Below are 16931 nucleotides of genomic sequence, written 5' to 3' on the forward strand. Positions count from 1 at the left end.
TGGGGTCCGGCTTCTGTTTTTCCCCCATCCCCCTCTGCGCCGCGCGCCCCCCCGCCGCGGGGGCGCCCCGCCCCGGCGCCCCCCCCCCCCCCGCCGGGGGCGGTGCGCGGTTCGCCCCCCCCCCCCGACCCGGTTCCGGACCATCCCCGGGCGAACCCGGCGACGGGGGCGCGTGGAGGTGTTCCGGCCCTCACCGTGCGGCCGTCCCGGGGCCGTGCGGCTACCGTTGACGCGTGGCAAGGGACGGAACAGACACCATGACGGCAGGCTCGCTCGCACGGCGCGGCTTCAGTGACAGCCCGCGGGCCCTGCGGCTGCTGACGGGGGCAGGGCTGGACTCCTCCGCCGACACGGCCGTGATCGACTCCCTGGCGGCGGCCCCCGATCCCGACCAGGCCCTGCTGGGGCTCATCCGGGTCCTGGAGAGCGACCCCGACCCGGACGTCCTGCGCGACGCCCTGCGCGAGGACCCCGACCTGCGGGAGCGGCTGTGCCGGGTGCTGGGCACCGGCGGTGCCCTCACCGACCACCTGGTGCGCCACCCCGGCGACTGGCGGGAGCTGCGCGGCGCCGACGCCGCCCGCACCCCCGAGCCGGAGGAGCTGCGCCGGGGGCTGCTGCACACCGTGGGCGCCGACCCCCACTCCCCCGCTCCGGCCGCCGACCTCTCCGGCACCCGTTCCGCCGCCGAGCTGCGCCACGTGCTGCGCGTCGCCTACCGGCGCCGGGTGCTGCGGCTGGCCGGCCGCGACCTGACGGGGCTGGTCACCGTGGACGCGGTCGCCGCCGAGCTGGCCGACCTGGCCGCCGCCCTGCTGGACGGCGCGCTGGCGGTGGCCCGCGCCGAGCACCCCGAGGACGCCGCCCGCTGCCGCCTGGCCGTCATCGGCATGGGCAAGTGCGGGGGCCGCGAGCTCAACTACGTCAGCGACGTGGACGTGGTGTTCGTGGCCGAGCCCGCCGGGGACCCCGGGGACGGGGAGCCGGCGGACGAGCAGGCGGCGATGCGTTCGGCGACCCGGCTGGCCACCGCCATGATGCGGGTGCCCGTCGAGACCGACGCCGAGGGCACCCTGTGGGAGGTGGACCCGGCGCTGCGCCCGGAGGGCAGGAACGGCCCGCTGGTGCGCCCGCTGTCGGGGCACCGCGCCTACTACGAGCGCTGGGCCAAGACCTGGGAGTTCCAGGCCCTGCTCAAGGCGCGGCCGATCGCCGGGGACGCGGAGCTGGGCCGCGCCTACATGGACGTCATCACGCCCATGGTGTGGCAGGCGTCCGCGCGCAAGGACTTCGTCGAGGACGTGCAGGCGATGCGCCGCCGGGTGCTGGAGCACATCCCCGCCGGGCAGGCCGACCGGGAGCTCAAGCTGGGCCCGGGCGGGCTGCGCGACATCGAGTTCTCCGTGCAGCTGCTCCAGTTGGTCCACGGCCGGGCCGACGACCGGCTGCGGTCGGGCACCACCCTGGTGGCGCTGGCCGCCCTGTCCGAGCACGGGTACGTGGGCCGCCAGGACGCCGCCGGGCTCGCCGACGCCTACCGGTTCCTGCGCCGGCTGGAGCACCTGCTGCAGCTGGAGCGGCTGCGCCGCACCCACCTGATGCCCGACGGCGCGACCGCCGACGGGCAGGCGGAGCTGCGGCGGCTGGGCCGGGCCCTGGGCTTCGTCGCCGACCCGGTGCGGGAGCTGACCGAGGCCCGCCGCAAGGTCGCCGCCGAGGTGCGCCGCCTGCACGAGAAGCTGTTCTACCGGCCGCTGCTGAACGCCGTCGCCAAGCTGCCCGGCGGGGAGGTGCGCCTGTCCCCCGAGCAGGCCCGCGACCGGCTGGAGGCGCTGGGATTCGCCGACCCGGCCGGGGCGCTGCGCCACCTGGAGTCGCTGACCTCGGGCGTGTCCCGGCGCGCGGCCATACAGCGCACCCTGCTCCCGGTGATGCTGGGCTGGTTCTCCGACGCCCCCGACCCCGACGCGGGGCTGCTGGGGTTCCGCCAGGTCAGCGACTCGCTGGGCACCACCCCGTGGTACCTGAGGCTGCTGCGCGACGACGTCCGGGTCGCCGAGCGCATGGCGTGGCTGCTGGGCACCAGCCGCTACGTCACCGACCTGCTGCTGCGCGCCCCCGACGCGATCAAGGTGCTCGCCGACGACGCCGACCTGGCGCGCCGCGACCCCGGGTCGCTGGCCGCCGAGGCCGACGCGGCGCTGCGCCGCTACGCCACCGCCGAGGAGTCGGTGTCGGCGGTGCGGGCGCTGCGCCGCCGCGAGCTGCTGCGCACCGCCGCCGCCGACCTGTTGGAGGTCTCCGACGTCCGGGAGGTGGGCTCGGCCCTCACCGACATCTCCGCGGTGACCATCGACGCCGCCCTGCGGGTGGCCACCGCCCGGGTGCTGGAGGCCGACGGCGAGGAGCTGACCCGGGTGTGCGTGGTCGCGATGGGCCGGTTCGGGGGCGGTGAGCTGACCTACGCCAGCGACGCCGACGTCATGTACGTGCACGCCCCGCTGCCCGGCGTGGACACCACCGCGGCGACCCGGCAGGCGATGGCGGTCGTCCGGGAGCTGGCGCGGCTGTTGGAGATGCCCGCGGCCGAGCCGCCGCTGAAGGTCGACACCGACCTGCGGCCCGAGGGCAGGAGCGGCCCGGTGGTGCGCACCCTGGACTCCTACGCCGCCTACTACGGCCGCTGGTCGCAGGTGTGGGAGAGCCAGGCGCTGCTGCGGGCCCGGCCGGTGGCCGGCGACCCGGAGCTGCGGGCCGCGTTCACCGCGCTCATCGACCCGATCCGCTATCCGGCGGGCGGGATCGACTCCGCGTCGGTGCTGGAGATCCGCAAGCTCAAGGCGCGCATGGAGGCCGAGCGGCTGCCGCGCGGCGCCGACCCGACCCTGCACACCAAGCTGGGCCGGGGCGGGCTGTCGGACGTGGAGTGGGTGGCGCAGCTGACCCAGCTGCGCCACGCCCACGAGTACCCGGACCTGCGCACCACCGGCACCCTGGAGGCGCTGGAGGCGGCGGTCGCCCACGGGTTCCTGACCGCCGACGACGGCGCCGTCCTGGAGCAGGCCTGGCGGCTGGCCTCGCGGGTGCGCGGCATGGTGATGCTGGTGCGCGGCCGGGGCGGCGACTCGCTCCCCACCGACCTGCGGGTGCGGGCGGCGCTGGCCACCGCCATGGGCTGCCGCAGCGCCCAGGACGAGGAGGGCCTGTGGGCGGGGCCCGCCGAGCAGCTGACGGAGGCGTACCTGCGCACGACCCGCCGGGCGCGGGCCGTGATGGAGCGCGTCTTCTACGACGACTAGGACCTGTTCTCGAACGCTCTCCTGTGCCGCCGGGGGTTCGCGAGGCGCCCGGCGGGCCGAAGCGCGGCGGAGGTTCGAAAGAGCACAGCCTAGGAACGGCCGGGGAGGGTGACGGTGGCGGTCAGGCCCCCACCGGGGCGGGGTGCGAGGTCCAGGGTCCCGCCGTGGACGGCCACGACCCGGGAGACCAGGGCCAGGCCCAGCCCGTAGCCATCGCCGCCGCGCCTGGTGCGGCCCTCGCCGCGCAGGAACGGCTCGGTGAGCCGGGCGACGGTCTCCGGGGCCAGCACGGGGCCGGTGTTCTCGGTGCGCAGCACGGCGGACCCGTCCGGGGCTCGGCCGACGGAGACGGTGGCGGTGCCGTCCTCCACGTTGTGGCGCAGGGCGTTGCGCACGAGGTTGTCGGCCAGCCGCAGCAGCAGTTCGGCGTCCCCGGTCACCGGCGCGGGCGCCGCGTCCAGGCGCAGGCCGACGCCGCGCCGTCCGGCCTCCTCCCGGGCCTCGGCGACGGCGCGGTGGACCGGGTCGGCCAGGTCCAGGGGTTCGGCGGCCGCGGTGACGGCGTCCACGTCGGCCAGCCGCAGCAGCGCCTCGGTGATGCCGACCGCGCGGGAGTTGACCTCGGTCAGCCGGTCGAGCACCGGGTCGTGGCCGGGTTCGCGGCGGGCCACGTCGAGCATGGTGGCGGTGATCGCCAGCGGGGTGCGCAGTTCGTGGGAGGCGTTGGCGGCGAACCGCTCCTGCACGGCGAAGGCGTCCTGGAGCCGGTCGAGCATGTGGTCGAAGGCGTCGGCCAGCCGCCGGAACTCGTCGTCGGGACCGGTCAGGCGGATGCGGTGGTCCAGCCGGCCGGCGGCGACGGTGCGGACCGCCGCGTCGATGCGGTGCAGGGGCCTGAGCACCCACCCGGCCAGGAACCAGCCCCCGGTCAGGCCGATGGCGGCCAGCGCGAGCAGCACCCACAGGGTCACGTCCACCAGGGCGTCCACGATCTGCCCCCGGGAGGTGATGTTGACGTGGGTCACACTGGGGTCGGCGGTGGTCAGCGGGTAGTCGGGGATGTAGCGGACGACGATGTACACCCCGGCCAGGACCGCCATCCCGGACACGACCAGGAAGGCGGCGTAGCCCAGGGTCAGGCGCAGGCGGGCGCTGACCGGCAGTCCCGGCCGCCGCAGCGGGGCCCGGTTCACCGCTCCCGCCCGGGGTCGACCAGGCGGTAGCCGACGCCGGGAACGGTGACGACGGGGTCGGGGGCGCCCAGGGCCTTGCGCAGGTGGGAGACCGCGACCCGGGGCGCGCTGGTGAAGGGGTCGGCGTGCTCGTCCCACACCTTCTCCAGCAGGGTCTCTGCGGTGACCACGGCCCCGTCGGCGCGCATGAGCAGTTCGAGGACGGCGAACTGCTTGCGGGGCAGCCGCAGCGGGCGGGCCCCCCGGTGGGCCTCCCGCCGGTAGGGGTCCAGGCGCAGGTCGCCGACCCGCAGCACCGGGTCGACGGCGGTGGCCGGGCGCCGGGCCAGGGCGCGCAGGCGCACCACCAGCTCCTCCAGGGCGAACGGCTTGGTGAGGTAGTCGTCGGCGCCCAGGGAGAACCCGTCGACCTTGTCGCGCAGCCGTCCGGCGGCGGTGAGCATGAGGATCCGGGTGCCGGGGTGGTCGCGGACCAGGACGGCGCACACCTCGTCGCCGTGCACGCCGGGGATGTCCCGGTCCAGGACGACCGCGTCGTAGTCGTTGACGGCGACGCGTTCCAGCGCCCGGTCCCCGTCCAGGGCGATGTCGGCGGCGATGGCCTCCTGCCGCAGGCCCGCCTGGAGGGCCTCGGCCATGTAGGGCTCGTCCTCGACGACCAGTACGCGCATACGGTGCTGCCCCCTCTTCCCGGCGGGCTCCCCGGGCCCGCTCGGCCCCGAGTCTAGGAGCGCGCCTGTTGCGGAAGTGTTGGGTTGCGCAAGTGTTGCGCGAACGCTCAACACGGACGCAACTCCCCCTTTGATGGTGTGGCCCCCGCAGGCCGGGCGCCGGGCCCGGCTCCGGACGAGGGGGAGTTCGTTGAACGCAGTGCGCCGCTGGGCGGCGACCGCGGCCGTGGCGGCCGTGCTGGTGTCGGGGGGCTGCGCGTCCCAGGAGGCCGGCGGCGGGGGCGCCGCGGCGGGCCGGCTGTCATTCGGCTCCGAGCCGCTGACCGAGGAGGACGGGTTCGTGCCGGTGGGCGAGGGGCTGGAGGTCGACGCCGACGTCCCGGCGCTGGCCAACCTGGACCCCGAGCTGCTGGCGGCTGTCCAGGAGGCCGCGGCGGACGCCCTGGACGCGGGGATCGACGTGGTGATCGTGACCGGCGGCTGGCGCAGCGAGCGCTACCAGGAGCACCTGTGGGAGGAGGCGCTGCGCGAGCACGGCGGTGAGGAGGAGGCGAGCCGGTGGGTGGCCTCGCCCGAGGAGTCCACCCACGTCAGCGGGGACGCGGTGGACATCGGGTACACCAACGCCGCGGACTGGTTCTCGCGGTTCGGGCACGAGTACGGGCTGTGCCAGACCTACGCCAACGAGCTGTGGCACTACGAGCTGGCGGTGGAGCCGGGCGGGCCCTGCCCGCACCCGGTCTCCGACGCCTCCGAGCGGAACGCGGGCGCCCCCGTGCCGGAGGGGTGAGGCACGGGGGCGCCGTTCGGGGCGGGTCCTCTCAGGCGGTCACCGGTGGTTCCAGGTGACGGTGGCGGCGGGGCCGACCCGGTTGGACCCCGTCTCCCATTCCACGTTGCCGGAGCCGTCGACCTTGACGAGCTTCCATTCGGTGCCGGCTCCGATGTCGACCGTGCCGGACCAGGTGGGGTAGGTGGCGGCGTCGGTGGACAGCTTCACGCCCCGGGAGGGGTCCCAGGACCCGAGTCCGGGAGTGGAGCCCACCACGTACACCTCCTGTCCCCAGACGGTGTGGACGACCGCCCGCAGGGTGTCCCCGGTGCCCGGGTCGGGGCCTCCGCAGTCGTCCTCGCACTCGCCGTCGACGTGCAGGGCCACGGCCCCGTTCGCGGGCACCTCGACGGTGACGCGTCCGCCGGAGACGGTGGCGGTGCCGCCGCCCGCGGCGTTGTCGTAGGTGCCGTCGGGCAGGGAGGTGTCGGAGGTCAGCCGCCAGGTGTCGCCGGTGGCGTTGAAGGCGGCGAAGCCGCGCGCCCCGCGGTCGAAGGCGAGGCGCCCGTTCCCGTCGGTGGCGCGCTGGACCAGGGCGGTGTCGCCGGCGGAGGCGCGGAAGGCGGCCATGCCCGCGACGGTGGGGTGGCGGTGGGAGCAGACCCATGCGCCGGTGGAGCAGTCGGTGTCCTCGGTGATCCAGCCCGCCGGGTTGCCCTCGGCGTACCCGGTGCTGGGCGGGCCCTCGGTGACGTTGTCGCCGAAGTCGTAGCCGGAGGTCACCACGGGGGTGCCGTAGGGGTGGGCCAGCATGAACGCGGTCGCCAGGTGGTAGCGGTCCCCGTCCTTGTAGGTGAGGGTCGGGTGGTAGCGCTGGGTGTCGTGGTTGTCGATGAAGACGGTGGCCTGCTCCGAGGTCAGCCCGCCGTAGTCCGGCATGTGCGCCAGCCCGGCGATGTTCCCGTCCTTGAACTTCCCGGCCACGTCGCGCTGGTAGTCGAAGTTGGTGACCTCGCCGTAGGGGGCGTAGGCGGTGTAGGGGACGGTGGCGTCGCCGTAGACCTCGTAGAAGACGCGGGGGGTGCCGCCGAAGCCGGGCACCGTGTTCAGGTTCCCGAAGATGTCGGCGATGTGCGCTTCGGGGACGTGCTTGGCGGCGTCGACTCGGAAACCGCCCACCCCCAGGTCGACGAGGCCGTTGAGGTAGCGCTTGATGTGGTCGCGCACCCGCGGGTCGGCGGTGTCGAGGTCGGCCAGGCCCACCAGCTGGCAGTTCTGGACCTCCTCCTTGTCGTTCCAGTTCGCGATCTCCTCGTAGCAGGGACCGAAGTCGTCGTACCCGTAGGAGGCGGTGCCGTCGCCGAAAAGGTCGGGGTGGTCGTACTTGGCCCAGGAGGTGCCCGCGCTGCCGACGCCGTCGCCGTCGCCGGTCATGTGGTTGACCACGGCGTCGACGTAGACGCGCACGCCGTTGTCGCGGCAGGTCCGGACCATGGCGGCGAACTCCTCGGCGGTGCCGCGCCGGGTGTTGTCGAGCCGGTAGGAGACGGGCTGGTAGTCCTGCCACCAGGGGTGGTTGCCGCCTTCCGCGAAGGGGATGACGACGTGCTCCTGGGGCGGGGACACCTGGACCCCGGAGAAGCCGTTGGGTCCGAGGAAGTCCTCGCACTCGGCGGCGACGGAGTCCCAGTTCCACTGGAAGAGCTGGACGAGGGCCTCGTCGTCGGGTGTGGTCCGGGCGGCCGCGGCCTCCGCCGGGGCCGGCAGGGGTGCCGCGGACGCGGGGAGGGCGGTCAGGGGGAGGAGGAGCAGGGCCGCGGCGGCGGCCGCGTTCAGGGGGGTGCGTCGGTGCATCGGCGCTCCAGTGTCGCTTGCGGGGGGTCGCGCATCCTCTTGCGTGAAATGCAAGAAATTGCGTGATGCCGAGCACACTACCGGCCCGTTACGGCTTTGTGAATAGAGCACTACCCGCGCTTCGAAATGGGACGTGGTCCCTCCAGCGGCCGGGACCGGAGGCGATCGCGTTCCGCCACGTCGGGTCACCGGTGGCGCCCGCGCAAGATCTTGCGTCACGGGTAAAGAAAAACCGGCGCCGGCGCGGTTCACGGGCTCCGCGCCGGCGCCGGTCGGGGACCGGCGGGGTCCTATCCCCAGAAGACGGCGACGCCGATGTTGACGATGGCGAGCACGCCGGCGATGATCGCCAGGTTCTTGGCGGGCTTGCGCAGGTTGAGCACGCCCACCACCACGACGGCCAGGGCGATGATCAGCTTGACGCCGATCTTGATGTGGTTCAGGTCGCCCAGGTCGCCCATCTCGGCCACGCCCACCAGGAGCAGGCCGGTGACGAGCTGGAGCAGGGAGCTGTGCAGCAGGACCTTGGTCGACTTGGGGTTGTCGGTCATGAGCTGCATGAGGAAGCCCGCGATGATGCCCGCGAGGCCGATCATGTGCAGGAAGACGAGCGCGGAGTAGAGGATTGCCATGGCCCTAGACTACTACCGCGTGTAGTACTGGTGGGATTTTTCCTGACACTCTGACGTAACGATCGGGTGGACTTCACGCCACCCGGCGCCGCCACACCAGCCACCCCAGCCCCACCAGCAGTGCCGCCCCCGCCACCCGCGCCAGCAGCGCGCCGTCCACCGTCTCCGTCACCCGCGACAGCACCGTCGGAGAGGCCACCACGACCGTGTCGCTGGCGCACGCCGTCGGGTCGGCGTTCCGGTCCAGCAGCAGGCAGGCCGTGCTCATCAGCCGCTCCGCCCCCTGGACGTCCTCCGCCACCCGGACCCGGACCGTGTAGTCCCGCTCTCCCCCGGCGGGCACGTCCACCCGCCAGTTGACGATGCCGTCCTCCAGCACCCCGCCGGCGCCCACCTCCAGGACCTCCAGGTCGTCGGGGACGTGCTGGGCGAGCTGCGCGCCGCTCACCGCCTCGCCGGAGTCGCCGTTGGCCACCGTCGCCCGCAGTACCGCCTCGTGCCCGGGCAGCGGCGCCTCCCCCTCCACCGCCAGGGACAGCCCGACGAAGGCCTCCGGGGACTCCTCGGCCGACGGAGCGGTGTGCACGTCCCCGCCCGCGTCGGCGAGCGCCGCAGGCGCCGACACCACCAGGCCGGCGCCCATCAGGGCGGCCGCCCCGGCCGCCAGTCGGCGGCCGCGCAGGCCGCCTCCGATCCCGTCCATCATCCGCGCCTTCCGTCCGTGCGGTCACGACACCACCCAAGACAACTATGCGCGCATGCAGGATCACCATGTGTGACACGCCGGTCCGGGGTCCCGGACCGGGCGCCCGGGGGTCCCGGACCCGGACAAGGCGCCACGGGCGCCTAAGACCCCCTAAGACCCCGATACTCCACCGCGAACGGGGATTTCTCCCGATGCGCGCCCCACCTCCTCAGACCGATCGTGGAGTGAGGAAGGAGGGCGGGGCACCCGGCCCCGCCGCGAGGAGGAGAACGTGTACCACGAAGCCCTGTTCCTGGCCCACCATCCGCCCCTGACCGAGGAGGACGTCCGCCGCCTGGGGCACCGCGCCGCCGCGCGCCGTAGGGCCCGCGCCGAACGCCGCGCCCGTCGCCGCCGCTGGTGGCCCCGCCGCGACAGCGGCCCCCGGGCCTACGCCCGTGCCGCCTGAGCCCGCCGCCGCCCGGTCCCCGCGGGGCGCCCCGGACACGGCGCCGTTGGGGATAATGGCGCCCATGCCCCTACTCCCTGGAACCGCTCCGGTGCTCGTCGGCCGGGCCGCCCCGCTGGCGGCGCTCACCGAGCACGCCGACCTCTGCCGCACCGAGCGCTCCGGGGCGCTGCTGCTGGGCGGGGACGCCGGGATCGGCAAGTCCCGGCTGGTCGCCGAGTTCGCCCGGACGCGGCGGCCGGGGACCGTGCTGGTCGGGGGCTGCCTGGAGCTGGGCGTGGACGGCCTGGCCTACGCGCCCTTCACCGCAGCCCTGCGCCAGCTCCTGCGCGAGCGCGGGCCGGAGCCCTTCGCCGCCGGGGGGCGGGCGGGCGAGCTCGCCCGCCTGCTCCCCGAGCTGGGCCCGGTCCCCGAGGGCGGCCACCGGGACCGGGGCCTGCTGTTCGGGCTGGTCCTGCACCTGCTGCGGACCGTCGCGGGCGAGGAGGGCCTGACCCTGGTCCTGGAGGACCTGCACTGGGCCGACGGAGCCACCCGCGACCTGCTCGTCTACCTCATCCGCAACCTCGACCTGCCCGGCGTGCAGATCGTCGCCACCTACCGCAGCGACGACCTGCACCGCACCCACCCCCTGCGCCGCCTGCTCCCCGAACTGGAGCGCCTGCCCTCGGTGACCCGGCTGGAGCTGGAGCCGCTCACCCGCGCGGAGGTGGAGGAGCACGTGCGCGCCCTCACCGGCCGCTCCCCCGCCCCCGCCGAACTCGACGACCTGTACCGGCGCAGCGACGGCATCCCGCTGTACGTGGAGGCCCTGGCCGCCTCCCCGCACCGGCCCGGCGGCGTGCCCGACGCCTTCCGCGACCTGCTGCTGGCCCCCGTGGACCGGCTGGACGACGCCGCGCTGTCCGTGCTGCGCCTGTCGGCCGTCGGCGCGGTCTCCGGCACCGTCTCCCACGAGGCCCTGCGCCACGCCTCCGACCTGGGCGACCGGGACCTGGAGATCGCCCTGCACACCCTGATCGACGCCCGGCTGCTGCACGTGGACGGCGACGGCTACCGGTTCCGGCACGCGCTGCTGCGCGAGGCCGTCCACGAGTCCCTGCTGCCCGGCACCCGCACCCGCCTGCACCTGCTGCTGGCCCGCATCGTCGGGGACCACCCGGGGACGGTCCCGCCCGAGCGCCGCGCCGCCGAGCTGGCCCACCACTTCCAGGCCGCCCACGACCTGCCGCGCGCGGTGACCGCCGCCTGGGCCGCGGCCGAGCGCGCCGGGGAGACCCTGGCCCACGGGGAGCGCCTGGCGATGCTCCGCCGCGTCCTGGAGCTGTGGGACCGGGTGCCCGACGCCGCCGCGCTGCTGGGCGGGCGCGAACGCCCCGCGGTGCTGGCCGAGGCCGCCCTGTCCGCCCTGGAGGGCGGACACCCCCGCATGGCGTGGGAGCTGTGCGACGAGGCCCTGGCCGCGGTCCCCGAGGAGCCCGCGGACGACGCCGGGCTGGAGCTGCGGGCGCTGCTGCTGCGCCGCCGCGGGCAGGCCCGCAGCCAGTGTGTGGACCCGGGCGCCGAGGACGACCTGGCCGAGGCGCTGCGCCTGCACCCGCCGCACATGCCCGGGTACGCGCGCATGCTGTCGATCCTGGCCCGCGAGACCATGGTCCGCGCCGACGGCCGCGGCCCGCTGGACCGCTCCGCCGAGGAGCTGGCGACGGAGGCCATCACCGCGGCCGAGCGGGTCGGCGACGACAGCGCCCTGGCCGCCGCCCTGGTCACCCTGGGCTCGGTCCTCATGGCCCAGGGGGAGGAGGACCGGGGCCGCCCCTACCTGAAGCGGTCCATCGAGCTGAGCCGCCGCATCGGCGACCCGATGATGGAGGCCCGCGGCGTCAACAACCTCTCCCACTACCTGCGCGAGCAGGGGCAGCACACCCGCGCCCTGGAACTCCTGGAGGACTTCCTGGCGGCCCCCGGCCACAGGGACTCCGGATGGGTGCACGGCGGCTTCACCTCGCAGAACCTCGCCGAACTCCACTACGAGATGGGGGACCTGGCCGGGGCGCGCGCCATCGCCGTCCGGGCTCTGGGCCACAGCCCCTCCCCCACGCACCGGGTGTTCCTCCTGGTCCCGGCGTCCCGGGCCGCCATCGCCCAGGGCGACCTGGAGGCGGCCCGCTCCGGGACGGCCCGGGGGGAGCTGGGGGAGGCGGGCATCGCCTCGCTCGACCGCGCCTCCGTGCTGAGCCTGGAGCGCGTGGACCAGGCCCAGCAGGCGGCCTCCGCCTGGCTGGACCTCCTCCTGGCCGAGGGCGACGCCGAGACCGCCCGCGCCTACGCCGTGCAGGTCCTGGAGCGCCCCGGGTTCGCCGGGTCGGCCGGGTACGGGTGGGTGATCACCGAGCTGGCCGCCGAAGCGGTGCGCCGCTCCGGCGCCGGGCCCGGCGACCCCGCTCGCGCCCGGGTGGAGGAACTCCTGGAGATGCCCGTGCACGGCCCGGTGCAGGAGGCGTTCCGGGCCTCGACCGCGGCCCGGCTGGCCGAGGGGGCCGCCGACCCGCGGGAGGTCCTGGAGCGGTGGGCGGCGGCGGTGGCCGCCTGGGAGGCCACCCCGCTGGTGCTGAACCTGGCCGCGGCCCGCCTGCGCGCCGCCCGCGCCGCCCTGGCCGTGCGCGACCCGGAGCGGGCCCGCGCCTGGTGGGAGCCGGTGGGCGCGGCCGCCGCCGCGAGCGGGGCCGAGCCCCTGGCGCGGGAGGCCGCCGACCTGGGCCGCCGGGCCGGGTTCACCGCCCCGGTCCGGGCGGCGCCCGCCGGGCTGACCCCGCGCGAGGCCGAGGTCCTGCGGCTGCTGGCCGCCGGGGGCACCAACGCGCAGATCGCCGCTGAGCTGTTCATCTCCCCCAAGACGGCGAGCGTGCACGTCTCCAACATCCTCGCCAAGCTCGGCGCCCCCAACCGGGCCGCGGCCGGCGCCCGCGCCCGCGACCTGGGCCTGGCCTGAGCCCGGACCGAACGGCTCCCCGCAGGTCGCCGGAGAGGTCTCAGGACCGGGGCGGGACGTCTTAGACCGGGGCCGCCGGATGCCCGGTCCGGGCCCGGATGTCTTAGACGGGGTCCGCCCCGCCGCCCGGGACGGTGCTCGGGACTGGGTGTTCTCCCGATGTGGGGGCGGGGTTCTCAGCGGGATCGTGGAGACGTCGGTGAGGGACACCGGCACGACACACCGCTTCGAGGAGCACAGCATGAACCCCGAACTGCTCAACGCCACCGCCCGCGCGATGACCGAGGAGCGCCTGCGCTCCGCGCAGCTGCGCAAGGAGGCCCGGGAGCAGCGCGCCGAGGCGCGCCGACGCGAGCGGGACGAACGCAGGGCCGAGCGCTTCGGCCGGGCGGCCTGACGGGCCGCCCGGCCGGGCCCGGCCGGCACCGACCGGCCCACTGCCCCGCCGCCACGACCGGAAATTCCCATCGGACCGACACCCGGGGTCGGCATAATGAGCGGTATGCCCCTTCTTGTCGACAACGGTCCCGTGTTCATCGGCCGCGAGGCCGAACTCGGAGCCCTGCGCGACCACGCCCGTCGCACCCGCACCACAGGCCCCGGCATGATCCTCCTGGGCGGCGACGCGGGAGTCGGCAAGAGCCGCCTCATCAGCGAGTTCGCCGCCACCCTCCCCCCGGGGGCGGTGCACGTCGGCGCCTGCCTGCAACTGGGCGGCGACGGCCTCGCCTACGCCCCCTTCACCGCGATCCTGCGCAGGCTCCTGCGCGAGCGCGGGCCCGAGCTCTTCGCGGCCGCCGCCCCCGGCGGCACCGGCGAACTCGCCCGCCTCCTGCCCGAGCTGGGCGAACTCTCCGCCAACCGCACCGGCGGCCGGGGCGCCTTCCACGAGCCCGAGAACCGCGGCATCCTCTTCGAACAGGTGCTGCGCCTGCTCTACCACAGCGCCGGGGACGAGGGCGTGACCTTCGTCCTGGAGGACCTGCACTGGGCCGACAGCGCCAGCCGCGACCTGCTCGTCTTCCTCATCCGCAACCTCGAACTGCCCGGTGTGCAGATCATCGCCACCTACCGCAGCGACGACCTGCACCGCGCCCATCCGCTGCGCCGCCTGCTGCCCGAACTCGAACGCGTCCCGGGCGTGGAGTCCCTGCGGCTGGCCCCGCTCACCCTCACCGAGACCGGCGAGCACGCCGCCGCCCTGCGCGGCGGCCGCCCGCTGGCCCCGCACGAGCTGGACGAGCTCTACCGCCGCACCGAGGGCGTGCCCCTGTTCGTGGAGTCCCTGGCCGACGCCCCCGCCGGGCACGGCGACGTCCCCGACCGGTTCCGCGACCTGCTCCTGGAGCCCCTCCAGGGGTTCGACGACACCGCACGGTCCGTCCTGCGCACGGCCTCCGTGGGCGCCGTCTCCGGCGGTATCGACCACGAGGTGCTGCGCCAGGCCGCCGGCCTGCCCGACGGCGACCTCGAGGCCGCCCTGCACGCCCTGGTCGACGCCAACGTCCTCAAGGTCGACGGCGAGGGCTACCGGTTCCGGCACGCCCTGCTGCGCGACGCCGTGCACGGCGAGCTCCTGCCCGGCCCGCACACCCGCCTGCACCTGCGCTTCGCCCTGCTCATCGACGAGCGGCCCGACCTGTTCCCCTACGAGCGGCGCGCCTCGGAGGAGGCCCACCACTACATGGCCGCCCGCGAGCTGCCCCGGGCGCTGCAGGCCGCCTGGTGGGCCGCCGTCCGCGCCGGGGACACCCTCGCCTCCAGCGAGGAGCTCGACATGCTGGAGCGGGTCCTGTCCCTGTGGGACCAGGTGCCCGACGCCCGGGAACGGGTCCAGGACCACACCTGGGCCGAGGTCGTCTCCCGCGCCGCCGGCGCCGCCGTGGACGCCGGGCGCGGCCGCCGCGCCCTCGAACTCGCCGACGAGGCCCTGGCCACCCTTCCCGAGGACCCCGCCGACGACCACACCCGCGCCGTCAAGGCCACCCTGCTGCGCCGCCGCGGCCTGGCCCGCTCCCTGACCACCTGCGGCGGCGGCATCGACGACCTGGTGGCCGCCCTGGACCTGCACCCGCCCCACATGCCGGGCTACGCGTCCCTGCTGTCCGTCCTGGCTCGCGAGAGCCTGCGCCACCGCGCCGACCGCCTCGTCCCGCCCGACCAGGAGCGGCTGCGCGACCTGCGCGAGACCGGGCACTCGGCGCGCGAGCTGGCCGAGAAGGCGATCGCCCTGGCCGAGACCTCCGACCCGACCGACCGGTGCGCGGCCGCCGACGCCCGCATCACCCTGGGCAGCCTCCACATCGGCGAGGGCGACCTGGAGCGCGGCCGCCCGCTCATCGAGGAGGCCATGAGGATCGCCGCCGAGGTCTCCGAGCCCTCCCTGGAGGCGCGCGGCGCCGGGAACCTCGGGCACTTCCTGCGCGAGCTGGGCCGCCACGAGGAGGGGCTGCGGGTGCTGGAGGAGTCCCTGGCCCGCCACGAGGAGATGGGCTGGGCGTCGGTCCACAAGACGTTCAACCACCAGAACCGCGCCGAGATCCACTTCGAGCTCGGCAACCTGGCCGAGGCCCGAGAGATCTGCGAGATGATCCTGCGCACCCGCGGCCCCGTCAAGGACCGCTCCTACGTGGACGCGGTGCTGGCCCGCAGCGCCGCCGCCACCGGCGACCTGGAGACCGCCCGGCGGGTCTCCCGCTGGGCGCCGGGCGAGCGCGTCCCCGGCGCGCAGCGCATGAACATCATCCAGCTGGACCTGCTGGCCAAGCTGGAGACGGGCCTGGCGGAGGGCTCGGTGGACGCCGTCCTGGCCCTGTCCGAGCAGGCCCTGGAACAGCTGGAGCTGGAGGCCTCGCGCGGCTACACCTGGCCGCTGGTCGACGTGATGGCCGAGGCCGCCGCGCGGGCGGCCGGGGCCGGCACCGGCGGGAACGGCGCGGGGGACGGCGGCGCAGGGGGTGACCGGGCCCGCCGCGTCATGGCCATGGCGGTGAAGATCATGGGGGCCATGGCCGTCACCGGCACCCCGCAGCGCGCCCACCGCGCCCGGATCCTGGCCTACGCCGCCGACCTCGACGGCGGCGGACCCGCCGACCGCCTCGGCCTCTGGGAGAAGGCGGTGGCCGCCTGGGAGGACACCCCCATGCCCCTCCACCTGGCCTCCGCCCGGCTGCGGGCCGCCCGCGCCGCCGTGGCCGCCGGGGAGCGCGACCGGGCCCGGGAGCTGGTGCGCGCGGCCCACGAGGCCGCCGACCGGCACGGGGCCGTCCCGCTGGCCGCCTCCGCCGCCGACCTGGCCCGCCGGCTCGGTGTCGGCCCCGCCGGCGGGGCGCCCGCCCCCGCCCCCGCCGGGCTGACCGCCCGCGAACTGGAGGTCGCCCGGCTGCTCGCCGCCGGGAGCACCAACGCCCGCATCGCCGAGGAGCTGTTCATCTCCGCCAAGACGGCCAGCGTCCACGTGTCCAACATCCTCGCCAAGCTGGGCGTGCCCAACCGCGCCACCGCCGGCGCCCGGCTGCGCGAACTCGGCCTGGGGTAGCCCCGCCCCCCGGGCCCGGATCCGGTCTGGAGCCGGGCCCGGGGGGCGGCATAGGGTGGCGGGAAGACCACGATGCCAGGCGCTCCCCCACCGACGAGGTATCCCCCATGCCCACCTCCGCCGTGCCCGCCCGACGTGTCCGCACCCGGAAGACCGCGGTCGTGTCCGCGGCCGCCGTCGCCCTCTTGTTCGCAGCCGGCGCCCTCATCCTGGGCTCCGGCCCCGGGACCGGGCCCGCCGTCCCGGCCGGCGCCGACTCCCCCACCGACGCGGTCTCCCCGGCCCAGGGCGCCCCCTCGGCCGACCTGCTCGCCTACGCGGGACCGGAGCAGGCGAGCCGGCTCGACCTCGGCCCGGGGCCGTACACGCTCCCCGACGACCCCTGCACCGCTCTGACCGAGGAGACCCTGGCCGGACTGGGGCACACGGCGTCCTCCGGCGTCCCCGGCGAGCGCGGCTGCTCCTGGAGCGCCCTGAGCCCGGACGGCGGCCTCCACGGCCTGTCCGTGTCCTACACCGCCTGGGAGGACGCCGACCGGGCACGGCACCGCTTCGACGAGGAGTTCGCCCGTGTCCGGGGCGACGAGGAGGGCGTCCACTGGGACCAGAGCTCCAACGCCGGTGAACAGAGCCGTCTGGCCCTGGCGGAACGGGACGGCGCCTTCCTGGCGACCCTGCTGGCCCACCAGGGGGAGGTGCACGTCACCGTGGTGCGCGCCTTCACGCCCGGCCCCGGCGGCGGGGAGGGCGCGGACCGCAGCGTCGAGGTGCGGCTCCTGGGCGAGCTGGGCCGCCAGGCCCTGGGCCGGCTGGGCTGAGGCGACCG

12 protein-coding genes are annotated in these 16931 nt (G+C 75.8%); 7 read left to right on the top strand and 5 right to left on the bottom strand.

The window, feature by feature from the left end; genetic code table 11:
- Positions 1-257 precede the first annotated feature (257 nt).
- A complete protein-coding gene (locus ACFVNO_RS06830; protein ID WP_378890073.1) occupies positions 258-3299 on the top strand; it encodes a bifunctional [glutamine synthetase] adenylyltransferase/[glutamine synthetase]-adenylyl-L-tyrosine phosphorylase in 3042 nt (1013 codons plus the stop codon).
- Between the two features lie 89 nt (positions 3300-3388).
- Here ACFVNO_RS06830 and ACFVNO_RS06835 read toward each other — a convergent pair whose 3' ends face one another.
- Positions 3389-4492 (bottom strand): sensor histidine kinase, encoded by a 1104-nt coding sequence (locus tag ACFVNO_RS06835; protein ID WP_378890077.1) that lies wholly within the window; start codon positions 4490-4492, stop codon positions 3389-3391.
- Positions 4489-5163, bottom strand: coding sequence for a response regulator transcription factor (locus ACFVNO_RS06840; protein WP_355265764.1), 675 nt, complete (start codon positions 5161-5163; stop codon positions 4489-4491). Before ACFVNO_RS06840 ends, ACFVNO_RS06835 begins: the two co-directional genes overlap by 4 nt.
- 199 nt (positions 5164-5362) lie before the next feature.
- On the opposite strand from ACFVNO_RS06840, the gene ACFVNO_RS06845 reads away from it, so the two are divergent.
- Positions 5363-5953 (top strand): M15 family metallopeptidase, encoded by a 591-nt coding sequence (locus ACFVNO_RS06845; RefSeq protein WP_355266009.1) that lies wholly within the window; start codon positions 5363-5365, stop codon positions 5951-5953.
- Positions 5954-5992: 39 nt separating this feature from the next.
- Here the strand turns inward: ACFVNO_RS06845 and ACFVNO_RS06850 are convergent, their stop codons facing one another.
- The 3 genes from ACFVNO_RS06850 to ACFVNO_RS06860 all read right to left on the bottom strand — a co-directional run bounded on the left by ACFVNO_RS06850 (position 5993) and on the right by ACFVNO_RS06860 (position 9124).
- Positions 5993-7789 (bottom strand): carbohydrate-binding module family 20 domain-containing protein, encoded by a 1797-nt coding sequence (locus tag ACFVNO_RS06850; protein WP_378890082.1) that lies wholly within the window; start codon positions 7787-7789, stop codon positions 5993-5995.
- A 290-nt stretch (positions 7790-8079) separates the two neighbouring features.
- Positions 8080-8421: a hypothetical protein gene (locus ACFVNO_RS06855; RefSeq protein ID WP_355265770.1), complete on the bottom strand. Its 342-nt coding sequence runs from the start codon at positions 8419-8421 to the stop codon at positions 8080-8082.
- A 73-nt stretch (positions 8422-8494) separates the two neighbouring features.
- Positions 8495-9124 (bottom strand): hypothetical protein, encoded by a 630-nt coding sequence (locus ACFVNO_RS06860; RefSeq protein WP_355265773.1) that lies wholly within the window; start codon positions 9122-9124, stop codon positions 8495-8497.
- Between the two features lie 274 nt (positions 9125-9398).
- On the opposite strand from ACFVNO_RS06860, the gene ACFVNO_RS06865 reads away from it, so the two are divergent.
- The 5 genes from ACFVNO_RS06865 (at position 9399) to ACFVNO_RS06885 (ending at position 16923) form a co-directional block, all read left to right on the top strand.
- Positions 9399-9575 carry a hypothetical protein gene (locus ACFVNO_RS06865; RefSeq protein WP_355265776.1) on the top strand — a complete coding sequence of 59 codons (177 nt, stop codon included), beginning with the start codon at positions 9399-9401 and terminating at the stop codon, positions 9573-9575.
- Between the two features lie 64 nt (positions 9576-9639).
- A complete protein-coding gene (locus ACFVNO_RS06870) occupies positions 9640-12567 on the top strand; it encodes an ATP-binding protein (RefSeq protein ID WP_378890087.1) in 2928 nt (975 codons plus the stop codon).
- 241 nt (positions 12568-12808) lie between these two features.
- Entirely contained in the window at positions 12809-12964 is a 156-nt protein-coding gene (locus ACFVNO_RS06875) for a hypothetical protein (protein WP_220559850.1), read from the top strand.
- 96 nt (positions 12965-13060) lie between these two features.
- On the top strand, positions 13061-16105 hold the full coding sequence (locus ACFVNO_RS06880) for an AAA family ATPase (RefSeq protein ID WP_355265782.1): 3045 nt from the start codon (positions 13061-13063) through the stop codon (positions 16103-16105).
- 107 nt (positions 16106-16212) lie between these two features.
- Positions 16213-16923 (top strand): hypothetical protein, encoded by a 711-nt coding sequence (locus tag ACFVNO_RS06885; RefSeq protein WP_378890091.1) that lies wholly within the window; start codon positions 16213-16215, stop codon positions 16921-16923.
- Positions 16924-16931 lie beyond the last annotated feature (8 nt).

The sequence above is a fragment of the Nocardiopsis sp. NPDC057823 genome (assembly GCF_042797335.1).
GTDB lineage: Bacteria > Actinomycetota > Actinomycetes > Streptosporangiales > Streptosporangiaceae > Nocardiopsis > Nocardiopsis changdeensis.